The organism is Bacillus cereus group sp. N21 (genome assembly GCF_016483395.1).
Classification (GTDB): Bacteria; Bacillota; Bacilli; order Bacillales; family Bacillaceae_G; genus Bacillus_A; species Bacillus_A pseudomycoides.
The window spans coordinates 208,195-221,706 of sequence record NZ_JAEHBX010000002.1 but is presented as its reverse complement, the minus strand read 5'-3'; the positions used below and the strand labels follow the sequence as shown (position 1 = coordinate 221,706).

Below are 13,512 nucleotides of genomic sequence, written 5' to 3'. Positions count from 1 at the left end.
AGGTATAAATCTACTGCTTTTTTCTTAAATTCTATATCGTAAGTTACTCTAATTTTACCCATAGAAAAAATCCCCTCCATAGTAAACAGATTAATGTGCTTTCTTTTTACTGTCTACTATAAGGGGATCATATCACATCTGCAGGCGCCTTTTTTAATAGATTGTAGTTGTATGACCAACCGTTGCAACAATTGCATCGTCCCTGATGGGAATAAATTTGAGTGTTGTTTGTAGATTATTAACAGAAGTATGTTGACTCATAAGACGGCTATCTATTCGTGTAATAAAATCTGTTAAATATGCTGAGATAAAGGCATAAGGAATTCTTCGTTCATTTAATAAATAAATGATTTGTTCTTTTGTTTGTACTCCTACACCGTGCCCATAAAAAAAGAAATTTCCTAAATAAATGGCATTCTCTCCTTGCCACTCAACCGAAGTTGGATTTACTTGTGGGTTTTTAAAGTAAACAAGATCGCCAGGAACGATATCCCCACCGGTTTTTGTCACCAGTTTTAAATCTTGATCATAATCCCATGTATATAGTAGAAGGTTTGCGAATAAGTGATTAAAGATTTGGTCATCATATAGAGCTAAAAGTGCTTTGTAAAAAATAATAATCATTGCTGTTGCACATTCTGTTCCGTATTTTTTTCCGTTTTTAAAAATATCTCGTATCGCGACGGAGGGTGGTACATTTGGGAGTAGTTGAAACCCTCCCAGTGGTGTCCTTTGCCAAAATTCAGGGTTACAATAGGACTCTTGGAATGTACGGAATTGAAGTCCGCTTTGAAAGAGTTCTAAGGCAGATGTAATAATATGAATTCGTAAATTTAGATCGAAAATGAGTTCATCAGCCGTTCGGAATGCATATACTTCTTGATTTCCAGCCATAATGGCTAATATTTGTTGTTTCTCAGTAGCGAACGGTTCGCTTTCACTCGTGATATAAGGATGTACAATAGAACGACCAATCACAATCATAACTGTATCCCCACCTATACGTTACATTCTTTAGTATGGTATGAGTAAAAGAAAAAATGGTGAAAAAAAAGCCTATCAAATGATAGGCTTATATTCTTTAATAACGCGTAATGTTTGTAATGTCATGTCTTCGGGACCTTGTACTGGCAGACCCGCTTCTAAATTTTTATGAATGTAATCTAAGTTTTCTTGTGTAATAATTTCACCTGGAGTAAAGATTGGAATCCCTGGTGGATAAACCATTACAAAATCAGCTATAATGCGGCCAGCAGCATTTTCAAATGGGATGACCTCTGTCTCTGAATAAAAAGCATCTCGAGGAGAGAGGGCAAGTACAGGGATTTCTGGAATTTCAACTTGTACTTGAACACCTTTGTCCGCTCTATCTTTAAATGTAGTTGCTAGTTTTTGTAAGGCCTGGATGAGAATGTTGGTTTCATCCTCTGTATCCCCTAATGTAACGAGGCATAGAATGTTATATAAGTCCGAAAGCTCGACTTCAATGTTGTAATGTTCTCTTAACCATAATTCAGCCTCATGACCTGTAATACCTAAATTTTTGACAGATACAATCAGTTTTGTTGGATCATAACTAAATGTTGCATCCGTACCTAACATTTCTTTACCAGGGCAGTATAGGTTTTCAATCTTATTTACAGTATTGCGGACATGTTCAGCTAACTGAATTGTTTTTGTGATTAATTCTTGTCCTTCAGTCGCAAGGCGTTTTCTGGCAACATCTAAAGAAGCCAATAGAATATAAGAAGTTGATGTTGTTGTAAGCATGCTAATAATAGATTGGACATGTTTTACATTCACAAGACCTTCTTTTACATTTAAAATAGAACTTTGTGTTAAGGATCCTCCTAATTTATGGACACTTGTTGCTGCCATATCTGCACCAGCTTGCATGGCTGACATCGGTAGTTCCTCATGAAAATGAATATGAACACCGTGAGCTTCATCTACTAATACAGGCATATCGTAGGAATGAGCTAATTTTACAATTTGTTGTAAGTCTGCAGCAAATCCGAAATACGTTGGGTTAATAACAAGTAATCCTTTTGCATCTGAATGCTCCTCAAGTGCTTTTTTTACAGATTGAATCGTAATCCCGTGTGAAATACCGAGCTTCGGATCAATTTCAGGATGAATGAAAATTGGTTTTGCACCTGAGAAAATAATGGCTGACATTACAGACTTATGAACGTTTCGTGGTACAAGGATTTTATCACCTGGGCCACAAACGCTCATCACCATTGTCATAATTGCACCGCTTGTTCCCTGGACGGAAAAGAAAGTATGATCTGCACCGAACGCAGTCGCTGCTAAGTCTTGAGCCTCTTTAATCATACCTTTTGGATGATGTAAATCATCGAGCGGCGCGATATTAATTAAATCAATTGCTAATGCATTATGCCCAATAAATTCGCGAAACATAGGATCCATTCCTTGTCCTTTTTTATGACCTGGGATATGGAATTGAATTGGATTTCGCTTACTGTGCTCTACTAAAGCGGTAAACAATGGTGTTTTGTATTGGGACAATCTATACACCCCTTCTTCTTTGTAATATTTATTATGAATTGTTTTATGTTTATCTTGTTCAATAAGAAAGTTATTTCCCCTGTATAGTTATATAACCGTCTATAAGAACTTGAATTGTTCTACTTACCATTCAAAAATTTTGTCATGGAAGCTTCACTTTATTTTCAATAAAACAAAAGCATTATATCACCAATGATTATATATGTATAGGGAAAATTATTATTTTTATTATATGCATAATTAGTAGTAAGTTTATTCTTTTATTCGTAGGTAGGAAGCTCTTGGCCCAAGGTTCAGAGAAAACGAAGAGATACGTCGAATCCTACAGATAGAGTTATATTTCATCCTATTAGTTGCAGTCAATAATATCTACCTCTTAAAAATCAGTGAAAGCAAAGAAATTAGGTGGGGGATAGAATGTACGTAAAAGCCCGATTGATCAGGGCTCATAATTAGTGAAGAATGCGAAAGAAATGATTGGAATTTCACTTTATCAGTGGTTCAGTTTCAAACAAGAAAGAAGACATATGTCTTTTATTGCTCTGTTGTCTTCAGTATGAAGGGAGACAATTCCATAATAAAAGAGAAATAGTGTATAATGCAAAGTGGCTATAGCAAAGAAGGTTGAAAGTTTTATTTTTAAGGTAGCATAATGGTAGAAAATAAAAATGGATGAGGTGTACATATGGAATATCAATATCCACTTGATTATGATTGGTCAAATGATGAGATGATTGCAATCGTGACATTCTATGAGGCAATTGAAAAGGCATATGAAAAAGGTATCGTTAGAGAAGAATTGATGAGATTATATCGTCGTTTTAAAGAAATTGTACCGTCGAAAGCAGAAGAGAAGAAAATTGATAAAGAGTTTCAAGAGGTAAGTGGTTACTCTATATATCGGGCAATTCAAAAAGCGAAAGAAGTAAAAGAACAAAAGATTGTAAAAGTGTAAAAATATTTTGAAAATTTAAATTCAAAGTGCTATAATGGGATAACAACTAAAAACGGACAATGTACATTGTCCGTTTTCTACTATGGATTACAAATTTTATATAAAGGAAGGAGTGATTGCATCGTAGCTTCAACCTTTGTAAGAAATTGTTCATCAGTAAGTGTTGAAAATTCTTCTGGTGAGATGTGAATACCTACTAGTAACTCTGCTTTTTTTATAGTGGCTAAGCGTTCAATCATTTTTTGTAATTCATTTGCTTCAAGCATGTTATGCGGTTTTACACCTGGTTTAGTATGGTCAATGGACCAAACGAAGTCATTTGGTATATTTGTTTTTAAATCATTTAAATGTCCTAAGAAGGCATGAGCCGCTTCCACTTTCTGTGGACACTCATAGATTAAACCAAAGTATATGAAAGCGTGGGTTCCCCATAAACCGATTTGAAAATGTGGTAACATTTTATAACCGCGTTTATTTGTTGAAAAAGCAACCCAAGTATCGTTTGGTGGATTGACTTTACGACGTGCGTGTTTCGCTACATGATAGAAGAAAGTTTCACCAGTTTGTTCTGATAAATAATGAGAAAATTGTTCGCCTAGAGCTTCTAATTTAGGATGAATGTTTGTTTTAATAGCATTCATTCGCTCTTCAAGGCCATCAACAGAAAAGACTGCAAAGTCCTTTTCTTTAAATGTTTGTAATGTCATGACTGTTCCTCCAACTCCTAGTTTGTTTTTAATTTTAGCATAGCTTGTACTATTCATAAAAAAATCAGCATAAAAAATTTACGTAAAAAAATATAATTTTGTTGCATAGATGATTTATCCAACATAATATAGTATAAAACAAAAAATCAGAAAATTAAGTCAATTACGGTCCAAGGGCAGACGAATATTGGGAGGAGGCAATAAAAATGAGACAGGTGATTAATGCGTTAAAGAGAACAGATGCTGAAAAAAGAATTCCGGTGCTAAGATTGGAGTTAGATTATGAATTAGCAACGCTATACGATGCAATGATGGAAAATGATAATCAGAAAAAAGAAGAGTGCGTGCAAAAATTAGAAGTACTAAGACTTGAAATGATTCGTTTAGAAGCGTAATAATAGTATATGTATAAAAAATAAGTTGGTGCGAACCTTATAAAGGGTTCGTTTTTTCTGTGAACAGTATAGATCGGAGTGTTTAAACATGCAAGAGGTATGGAAAGAAATCGATACAAATGCAAAGCAGTGGATTCGAGAAGCTGGCGAGCGTTTAATGGCATCATTGCAAAAGACACTTATTGTAGAGACAAAATCAAATGCAGCTGATTTAGTAACAAATATGGATCGAGAAACAGAACAGTTCCTGATTGGGAAAATTAAACAAACATTCCCAGATCATTATATTTTAGGAGAAGAAGGGTATGGAGATGAGGTTGCTTCTTCGGATGGAGTTGTTTGGTTAATTGATCCAATTGATGGTACGATGAATTTTGTTCATCAAAAAAGAAACTTTGCGATTTCAATTGGCATTTATGAGAACGGTATCGGAAAAATCGGTCTCGTCTATGATCCGGTTCATGAAGAACTGTATCATGCTGTAAAAGGTGAAGGAGCTTTTTGTAATGATACATCCATTCCTACTCTTGAGAAAAGTACAGTGGAGCATGGAATAATTGCGTTAAATGCAACTTGGCTCACTGATAATCCATTACTTAATATGGAGAAAATGATGCAGCTTGTGAAATTGGCAAGAGGGACACGATCATATGGATGTGCAGCGCTAGAAATGGTCTATGTTGCAACCGGAAGATTGGATGCTTACGTGACGCCACGATTATCTCCTTGGGATTTTGGCGGTGGAATGATTATTGTAGAAGAAGTTGGTGGTAAGGTGACGACATTTGCTGGCACTACTCTTTCTATCGTGGAAAAAAGCAGTGTATTAGTTGCGAAGCCGGGAGTATATGAAGAGTTACTACCATTTGTATCACAGTAACAAAAAAAGTAAGAGGCCAAGAAGTAGCTTCTTACTTTTTACTGTTACTGTGATTTGCGCATTTTGCGTTTTGTTATAAATCCATATCCAACTGTAACAAATGTGCCAATAATGCAAATAATAATACCGATGGGACTATTTTCAGCAATCATAATTCCAATGCCAATTAAGAAAATAACACCGATAATAGCCGTTAATAAAAAGCGATATTGAATGTGTTCCATATCTTCACCCTCCAATTTCATTTTACTTTCACAAAAGTAAGAATACAACTATATTTTCATTCTTGATTTTATTTTGATTGCCATTGTATCACCTTCGCTCTTATAATAGAGAAGGATTAAAAAGACACTAGGAGTTGGACATGTTGAAAAAACGACAAGATTTACGCAATATAGCAATTATCGCCCACGTTGACCATGGTAAAACAACACTTGTTGACCAATTATTACGTCAAGCGGGGACGTTCCGTGCAAATGAGCACGTAGAAGAGCGTGCAATGGATTCAAATGATTTAGAAAGAGAACGCGGTATTACCATTTTAGCGAAAAATACAGCGATTCACTATGAAGATAAACGAATTAACATTTTAGATACACCTGGACACGCTGACTTCGGTGGTGAAGTAGAGCGTATTATGAAAATGGTTGATGGTGTTTTACTTGTTGTTGATGCATACGAAGGTTGTATGCCTCAAACACGATTTGTTTTAAAGAAAGCATTAGAACAAAACTTAACTCCGATCGTGGTTGTAAACAAAATTGACCGTGACTTTGCTCGTCCTGATGAAGTGGTTGACGAAGTAATTGACTTATTCATTGAGCTTGGTGCAAACGAAGATCAATTAGAGTTCCCTGTTGTATTCGCATCAGCAATGAATGGAACAGCAAGCTTAGATTCAAACCCAGCAAATCAAGAAGAGAATATGAAATCATTATTTGACACAATCATTGAACATATTCCAGCACCAATTGATAATAGCGAAGAGCCACTTCAATTCCAAGTAGCACTTCTTGATTACAATGACTATGTTGGCCGTATTGGGGTTGGCCGTGTATTCCGCGGTACAATGAAAGTAGGACAACAAGTAGCATTAATGAAGGTTGACGGAAGTGTAAAACAATTCCGTGTAACTAAATTATTTGGTTACATTGGATTAAAACGCCAAGAAATTGAAGAAGCAAAAGCTGGAGACTTAGTAGCTGTTTCAGGTATGGAAGACATCAACGTTGGTGAAACAGTATGTCCAGTTGAGCATCAAGAGGCATTACCATTACTACGTATCGATGAGCCAACATTACAAATGACATTCCTTGTAAATAACAGCCCATTTGCAGGTCGTGAAGGTAAATATATTACATCTCGTAAAATTGAAGAGCGTCTTCGTGCACAGCTAGAAACAGATGTAAGCTTACGTGTAGATAACACAGATTCTCCTGATGCATGGATTGTATCTGGACGTGGAGAGTTGCACTTATCAATCTTAATTGAGAACATGCGTCGTGAAGGATATGAATTACAAGTATCTAAACCAGAAGTAATTATTAGAGATGTTGATGGTGTAAGATGTGAGCCTGTAGAGCGCGTACAAATTGACGTGCCAGAAGAGTATACTGGTTCTATTATGGAGTCAATGGGTGCACGTAAAGGTGAAATGTTAGATATGGTGAATAACGGAAACGGTCAAGTTCGTCTGACGTTTATGGTTCCAGCACGTGGCCTAATTGGTTATACAACAGAGTTCTTAACTTTAACACGTGGTTACGGTATTTTAAACCATACATTCGATAGCTATCAGCCAGTACATGCTGGACAAGTTGGTGGACGTCGTCAAGGTGTTCTAGTTTCACTTGAAACAGGAAAAGCATCACAATACGGTATTATGCAAGTTGAAGACCGTGGTGTAATCTTCGTTGAACCAGGTACAGAAGTATATACAGGTATGATTGTTGGAGAGCATACACGTGAGAATGATTTAACAGTTAACGTTGTAAAAATGAAACAACAAACTAACATTCGTTCTGCAACAAAAGACCAAACGTCAACAATGAAAAAACCTCGTATCATGACATTAGAAGAGTCATTAGAATACTTAAATGACGATGAGTACTGTGAAGTAACACCAGAATCAATCCGTCTTCGCAAAAAGATTCTTGATAAGAGCGAGCGCGAAAGAGCTGCTAAGAAAAAGAAATCTGTAGAAGCGTAAAAGATAAAGCTGCCTTTTCATTAAAAAGGCAGCTTTTTTAATTTGCTTATTTTTCGAAAATTTAATCTTTTATCTAGACAGTATTTTTTCTACAAGGTAATCTTATAGTAGACAACATAGAATTTAAAAATTAAGAAGTAAGGCGCTGCTAGTTAGTTGAATGAATTTGGCCGATATGGATTATTTTCTATCTTTATTTTAGATAGGGGGATTTTTATTCATCTTTGCTAGATGAAGGGGAGAAGTATAATGCTAGAGAGAATGTCATTTTTTGCAAAGTTATACAATGTAGATGTGAATCCAGAAGTAGGGATGTGGCAGCTTTACGGTACAATGATTATACTAAGTGCACTCGTATATAATTTAGGATTTGCTAGGAAGTTACCATTACTAAAAAACATTGTGATTTATGTATCCTTAGCAATTGGATGTACAGTTTTAACTTTTTTGGGAGTGTTTTTACCAGTAGGAGAAGGACTTGTTGTGACAGCGATTGTATTCGGTATTTATAGATTACGCTTACGCCAAGCGAAGCAACAAAGAGTAGGTTAAAGGGGGGATGTTTCATGCGTTCTGTACAAGATGCGTTATATAATTGGCTAACAATTAAAACTGTCGCGGAAGCACGCCCGCATGATGCAGCTGCGCAAGAAACATATTTACTGTTTCATAACATGTTACATGAAGATCATCAATTAAGAGATGTAACGGTGGAAAAAAAAGAAGATATGTATTTGGTTACATATGAACAAGAAGGAGAAAAACATTCTACAAGATTTCCGATAGAGCTTATAGATTGTTTCTTAGATCAAATGAAACGAGAGCCGGAGAAATATAAATAAGCCCTCATCTGAATGATTAAGGACTTATTTGACAGTTTACCACTCATCTTCTATTGTTTTATCACGATATAAGTGAAAATTTCCAGTTGCATGGCGTTCCATTGTACGTTCTGCAATACGTTCTGTGCATTCCATGCACATATATGTATGAATAGGGCGGTTACGAAGCCTTTTGGCCATAGGATTTTCGTCATCTAACTCTTCTTTTTTATCACAAAGCATGCATTTGACTCTCATTTCGTCACCTCAATACAAATTCTATCGATATAAGTATATCATGTAAATTTGATATTTTTGAACTATAGGGGGAAAAAATAATATTTTCGCAATTCGAAAAATAAGTTATCATTAAGATAAATAAAATTTTGGAGGTGGAAATATGGCAAATGTAGTAGAACCTACATTGACAGATTCTTTAGTTCATTCTTTACGTGAAGGACGCATTATAACAATTGCAACAATTGATTTTGAAAAGGCTGTTCCGAATGTAAGTGCTATTTCATGGGTATATGCAATAAATGAGACAAGTATTCGATTTGCGATTGATCAACGCTCTCGTATTGGGGAAAATTTGCGTCATCATGCAGGGCTTGTACTCACTGTAATGGCAAATGAATCTGTATTTTCCATTAGCGGTGAAGCAAAGATTTTAAAGGAGAGATTGGAGGGCATTCCACTCAAATTAACTGTAGTAGAAGTATCTGTTCAAGAAGTACGTGATGTTATGTTTTATGGAGCAAAGCTTGCTTCGGAACCAACATATGAAAAAACATATGATCCTCGTGCTGCTGAAACACTTGATAATCAAGTGTTAACGGCGATGAAAGAATTGTAGAAAAGTGGATGAACACTATGGTTGTTCATCCTTTTCTGCTATTTTAACCTGAGTGAATAAGGAATCTTTGCTGCATGTTAGAATATAAATTTTGACGAATGAATACGATACCTAGTTATGAATGAGAAAAATGATTAAAAAAAGTTTTAATTTATATGAATTTCGATTCTGCCTCGTTAATACATTACATATAATTATAACAATGGTTCGTCCATATCATGATTATGGATGAAACCCTTGTTCTACAAATTTAAAAGTGGAGTCAGGGGGTAACAGGTTGGATAAAATTTATGTGTTAGATACGAATGTACTTTTGCAGGATCCTTTATCTATTTTTTCTTTTGAAACAAATGAGGTAGTGATTCCAGCAGTTGTATTAGAAGAGGTTGATTCGAAAAAACGCTACATGGATGAAGTCGGACGAAATGCTCGTTATGTATCTAAATTGATAGATAAATTTCGCGAATTAGGAAAACTGCATGAGAGTATACCCCTTGAAAATGGAGGGACATTTCGTATTGAATTAAACCATCGCTCATTTGTTCAACTGCAAGATATTTTTGTTGAAAAAACAAACGATAATCGTATTTTAGCTGTTGCGAAAAATTTATTCTTAGAAGAGCAAGAGAAAGAGAATGGAAAGTCTGTCATTTTAGTAAGTAAAGATGTACTTGTGAGAGTAAAAGCAGATGCTCTTGGTTTACAAGCTGAAGATTATTTAAGTGATCGTGTAATTGAAGTAGAAAATATATATTCAGGTTTTTTAGAAGGTTACATATCAAAAGAACAGCTCAATTATTTTTATGAAAAAGGAGAATTTCCTTTATCGGAAATTGCAAATCATCCATTTTATCCAAATCAATTTATCGTGATGAAAGATGCATTAGGTGGTTCTAGCTCTGCACTTGGAATTGTTGATTATTCAGGGAAAAAAGTGAAGAAACTTATTTTTCATAATGAGCAAGTTTGGGGAATACGCCCACGGAATGTGCAGCAAATTATGGGATTAGAATTGTTGCTTCGTGAAGATATTCCACTCGTAACGTTAACAGGGAAAGCAGGAACTGGTAAAACATTACTCGCGTTAGCTGCTGGTCTTATGCAAACGGAGGATTTAGGATTGTACAAAAAACTCCTTGTTGCTCGGCCGATTGTTCCAGTTGGTAAGGATATCGGATATTTACCAGGAGAAAAAGAAGAAAAGTTAAGACCGTGGATGCAACCAATTTTCGATAATCTAGAGTATTTATTTAATACAAAAAAACCAGGCGAATTAGATGCGATTTTAGCGGGTATGGGTTCAATTGAAGTAGAGGCGCTTACTTATATACGAGGACGAAGTATTCCAGATCAATTTATTATTATTGATGAGGCGCAAAATTTAACGAAACATGAAGTGAAAACAATATTAACAAGGGTTGGAGAAAAAAGTAAAATTGTATTAATGGGAGATCCACAACAAATTGATCATCCTTACTTAGATGAATATAATAATGGTTTAACGTATGTTGTAGAGAAATTTAAAGAACAAAAAATTAGCGGACATGTAAAGTTTGTAAAAGGAGAGCGTTCTAATTTAGCACAACTAGCAGCGGACTTATTATAAAGTGAAACTTTAATCAGTGAGGGATTTCATCAGCCGAAGTCTAACTGTTTTGCTGTTGTTAAATTTTGAGGTGGGAATACTTCTGACCGCAAAGAGTGGAAAAAAAGGAGTGGCTTTTGCCTACTCCTTTTTTAAATAATTGTAAACTTACGGATATTTCGAATTGGATTGTTTATATTAGAGCCGTCACCAAAGTAAAGGTGGACAGGTCCATCTTCTCGTAATGGTTTTCCATCTTTTGAAAATCCAAGAATAACATTGTTTGCTTCTTCTAATGAAAGTGTGATTGAATCATGCAATGTGTGGATTTCAACATGTGTTGCTTCAGCTGTAATTTCAGCATTTTTGAAAAAGGGATGAAGTGGTATGCCAAACGTTCCTGTAATAAGCTGTTCCTTTTTAAATTTTTTTACGCTTTTTTGAATAGGTGGAAAAGCGGCACCATCACGGATTTCACGATCCCAATGTTCGGAAGTGTGCTTGAGATAGTCTTCTAATTCTGATTTTTCTTCTTTCGTTTCGGTGAAGTAAGTTGTTAAATCTACTTTTCGATCATCAAAAATCCAAACGCTTGGGTCAAGTGTGATCGGAAAGCGTACTTTTCCATTTATAAATAAAATTTCACTCATTGTTGTTCCCCCATTTGTATTATGCTCCCACTTTTCAGTATAATAGCATTAGACACGATTGTCACAAAAAATGTTTCTATTGCAATTTATTAAAACTATCGCTAATATTAATAGATAGGATAGAAGAGTAGGACGGAAACGGAGGGAATCAATTTGGCGTCTGAGACAGTAGCAAATCATCAGGAAAAGGCACTTGCCCTTCTAAAAGCGGATGCGGAGAAGATTTTAAGACTTATTAAGGTGCAAATGGACCACCTTACGATGCCGCAATGTCCATTATATGAAGAAGTGTTGGACACGCAAATGTTTGGACTATCCCGTGAAGTTGACTTTGCGGTTCGTCTTGGTCTTATTACAGAAGAGCAAGGGAAAGAAATGTTAGGAGAGCTCGAACGGGAATTATCAGCACTTCATGAAGCATTTACAAACAAACAACAATAAAGGGTTCAAATAAGGGGGCTCAAACTGACTAAGTTTGAGCTTTTTATTTGTATAATAAAGCAGGAAGAATTCTAATACATATGGAATACAACAATTAAACTGAAAACAGAAAGAGGATATTGAATGAAAAAAGTATGGAAGTCAATGGATTATTCATTATTGCTTCCTCTTGCTATTTTATGTGTACTGGGAGTTATAATGGTATACAGTTCTAGCTCTATTGTAGCAATTACAAGGCATGAAAAACCGGCCGATTTCTTTTTTAATAAGCAATTATTAGCTCTAGCTATTGGAACCGTAGGGTTAGGAATTATCGTTGCTATTCCGTACCACGTTTGGAGAAAACGAATTGTTTTGTTATTAATGATGACAGGTAGTATTGGATTGCTAGCGTTAGCATTATTGATTGGAAAGAAAGTAAATGGTGCGCAAGCATGGGTGCTTGGTATACAGCCCGCTGAATTTGTTAAAATTGCTATCATTATTGTACTCGCGCGTTTCTTTGCGAGAAGGCAAGAAACTGATACTTCAGTTTGGAAGGGATCAGCAGGTACGATTATGTTTATAGGATTAATATTGTTTTTAATTCGTAAACAAAATGATTTAGGAACAGTTTTGTTAATCATAGGTATTGTCGGAATTATGTTTCTTTGTTCAGGGATTCCGATTAACAAGTGGATAAAGCGTCTTGCATTAAGCACAATTGTATGGATTCCGCTTTTATACTTAGTTGGTAATTATGCATTGAAACCTTATCAAAAAGCACGTTTTGCGGTGTTTTTAAATCCATTTGATGATCCACAGGGTGATGGATTTCAGCTGGTGAATTCCTTTATTGGAATTGCTTCAGGTGGACTGAATGGTAGAGGACTTAGTAATAGTATACAAAAATTTGGGTATTTACCTGAGCCACATACAGACTTTATTATGGCGATCATATCTGAGGAACTTGGTTTTGTCGGTGTAGCGATTGTTTTAATTAGTTTGTTACTTATTATTATTCGTGCATTGCGAATTGCTCAAAAGTGTAAGGATCCATTTGGAAGTTTAATTGCTATAGGTATTGCTAGCCTGTTTGGGGTGCAAACGTTTGTTAACATTGGTGGTATGTCTGGGCTAATGCCTCTTACTGGTGTGCCTTTGCCGTTTGTCAGTTATGGTGGTAGTTCTTTAATGGCGAATCTATTTGCAATGGGTATATTGTTGAACTTAGGGAGTTATGTGAAACGACAAGAGAAGCAACAAAAAGAAATATATGAGAAAAAACAACAAGGTGAGCCACATCTTGTTGTTGTGAAATAAAAAGGTTTTGTGTTTGATGACACAAAACCTTTTTATTATGTTGTTTTTTAATAAGTTATACTTTGTTTGGTTTAAATAACAATAGTGTGTCATAAATATTTTAATGTGTTATACAATAAAACTGTCAGAAAAAGAAGAGTTGTGCTATACTATTTTTGTGAAACAAATTGATCAGAAAA

16 protein-coding genes are annotated in these 13,512 nt (G+C 35.3%); 10 read left to right on the top strand and 6 right to left on the bottom strand.

Annotated elements, in window-relative coordinates; all coding sequences use genetic code 11:
- Positions 1-153: 153 nt before the first annotated feature.
- Both JDS96_RS02140 and JDS96_RS02135 read right to left on the bottom strand, forming a co-directional pair.
- Positions 154-984, bottom strand: a complete 831-nt coding sequence (locus JDS96_RS02140) for a protein-glutamine gamma-glutamyltransferase (RefSeq protein ID WP_199665841.1) — start codon at positions 982-984, stop codon at positions 154-156.
- Positions 985-1,059: 75 nt separating this feature from the next.
- Positions 1,060-2,532 (bottom strand): aminotransferase class I/II-fold pyridoxal phosphate-dependent enzyme, encoded by a 1,473-nt coding sequence (locus tag JDS96_RS02135; protein WP_206776977.1) that lies wholly within the window; start codon positions 2,530-2,532, stop codon positions 1,060-1,062.
- 685 nt (positions 2,533-3,217) lie between these two features.
- On the opposite strand from JDS96_RS02135, the gene JDS96_RS02130 reads away from it, so the two are divergent.
- On the top strand, positions 3,218-3,487 hold the full coding sequence (locus JDS96_RS02130; protein WP_199665839.1) for a UPF0223 family protein: 270 nt from the start codon (positions 3,218-3,220) through the stop codon (positions 3,485-3,487).
- An 80-nt stretch (positions 3,488-3,567) separates the two neighbouring features.
- Here JDS96_RS02130 and JDS96_RS02125 read toward each other — a convergent pair whose 3' ends face one another.
- The gene (locus JDS96_RS02125; RefSeq protein WP_199665838.1) at positions 3,568-4,194 is read right to left on the bottom strand and encodes a YktB family protein; all 627 of its coding nucleotides are present in this window, start codon (positions 4,192-4,194) and stop codon (positions 3,568-3,570) included.
- 206 nt (positions 4,195-4,400) lie between these two features.
- On the opposite strand from JDS96_RS02125, the gene JDS96_RS02120 reads away from it, so the two are divergent.
- Both JDS96_RS02120 and JDS96_RS02115 read left to right on the top strand, forming a co-directional pair.
- Positions 4,401-4,589, top strand: coding sequence for a hypothetical protein (locus tag JDS96_RS02120; protein ID WP_001250169.1), 189 nt, complete (start codon positions 4,401-4,403; stop codon positions 4,587-4,589).
- Between the two features lie 88 nt (positions 4,590-4,677).
- On the top strand, positions 4,678-5,469 hold the full coding sequence (locus JDS96_RS02115) for an inositol monophosphatase family protein (RefSeq protein WP_003199686.1): 792 nt from the start codon (positions 4,678-4,680) through the stop codon (positions 5,467-5,469).
- A 44-nt stretch (positions 5,470-5,513) separates the two neighbouring features.
- Here JDS96_RS02115 and JDS96_RS02110 read toward each other — a convergent pair whose 3' ends face one another.
- Complete coding sequence (locus JDS96_RS02110; RefSeq protein ID WP_000400124.1) at positions 5,514-5,693, bottom strand: DUF5325 family protein; 180 nt, start codon at positions 5,691-5,693, stop codon at positions 5,514-5,516.
- Between the two features lie 140 nt (positions 5,694-5,833).
- On the opposite strand from JDS96_RS02110, the gene typA reads away from it, so the two are divergent.
- From typA to JDS96_RS02095, 3 genes are all read left to right on the top strand, one after another.
- A complete protein-coding gene (typA, locus tag JDS96_RS02105; protein ID WP_003199689.1) occupies positions 5,834-7,678 on the top strand; it encodes a translational GTPase TypA in 1,845 nt (614 codons plus the stop codon).
- Positions 7,679-7,927: 249 nt separating this feature from the next.
- Positions 7,928-8,230 carry a YlaH-like family protein gene (locus tag JDS96_RS02100; protein ID WP_016116067.1) on the top strand — a complete coding sequence of 101 codons (303 nt, stop codon included), beginning with the start codon at positions 7,928-7,930 and terminating at the stop codon, positions 8,228-8,230.
- Between the two features lie 14 nt (positions 8,231-8,244).
- The gene (locus JDS96_RS02095) at positions 8,245-8,520 is read left to right on the top strand and encodes a hypothetical protein (RefSeq protein ID WP_003199693.1); all 276 of its coding nucleotides are present in this window, start codon (positions 8,245-8,247) and stop codon (positions 8,518-8,520) included.
- A 36-nt stretch (positions 8,521-8,556) separates the two neighbouring features.
- On the opposite strand, the gene JDS96_RS02090 is transcribed toward JDS96_RS02095, so the two are convergent.
- Positions 8,557-8,757: a YlaI family protein gene (locus tag JDS96_RS02090; RefSeq protein WP_016116066.1), complete on the bottom strand. Its 201-nt coding sequence runs from the start codon at positions 8,755-8,757 to the stop codon at positions 8,557-8,559.
- A 142-nt stretch (positions 8,758-8,899) separates the two neighbouring features.
- Between JDS96_RS02090 and JDS96_RS02085 the strand changes: the two genes are divergently transcribed.
- Positions 8,900-9,355 carry a pyridoxamine 5'-phosphate oxidase family protein gene (locus JDS96_RS02085; protein ID WP_199665837.1) on the top strand — a complete coding sequence of 152 codons (456 nt, stop codon included), beginning with the start codon at positions 8,900-8,902 and terminating at the stop codon, positions 9,353-9,355.
- Positions 9,356-9,632: 277 nt separating this feature from the next.
- Positions 9,633-10,961 (top strand): PhoH family protein, encoded by a 1,329-nt coding sequence (locus JDS96_RS02080; RefSeq protein ID WP_018764776.1) that lies wholly within the window; start codon positions 9,633-9,635, stop codon positions 10,959-10,961.
- Positions 10,962-11,092: 131 nt separating this feature from the next.
- On the opposite strand, the gene JDS96_RS02075 is transcribed toward JDS96_RS02080, so the two are convergent.
- Positions 11,093-11,590, bottom strand: a complete 498-nt coding sequence (locus tag JDS96_RS02075; protein ID WP_006095802.1) for a molybdopterin-binding protein — start codon at positions 11,588-11,590, stop codon at positions 11,093-11,095.
- A 153-nt stretch (positions 11,591-11,743) separates the two neighbouring features.
- Between JDS96_RS02075 and JDS96_RS02070 the strand changes: the two genes are divergently transcribed.
- Positions 11,744-12,031, top strand: a complete 288-nt coding sequence (locus JDS96_RS02070) for an Fpa/YlaN family protein (protein WP_003199704.1) — start codon at positions 11,744-11,746, stop codon at positions 12,029-12,031.
- 123 nt (positions 12,032-12,154) lie between these two features.
- Complete coding sequence (locus JDS96_RS02065; protein ID WP_018764775.1) at positions 12,155-13,333, top strand: FtsW/RodA/SpoVE family cell cycle protein; 1,179 nt, start codon at positions 12,155-12,157, stop codon at positions 13,331-13,333.
- The last annotated feature ends 179 nt before the right edge of the window (positions 13,334-13,512 follow it).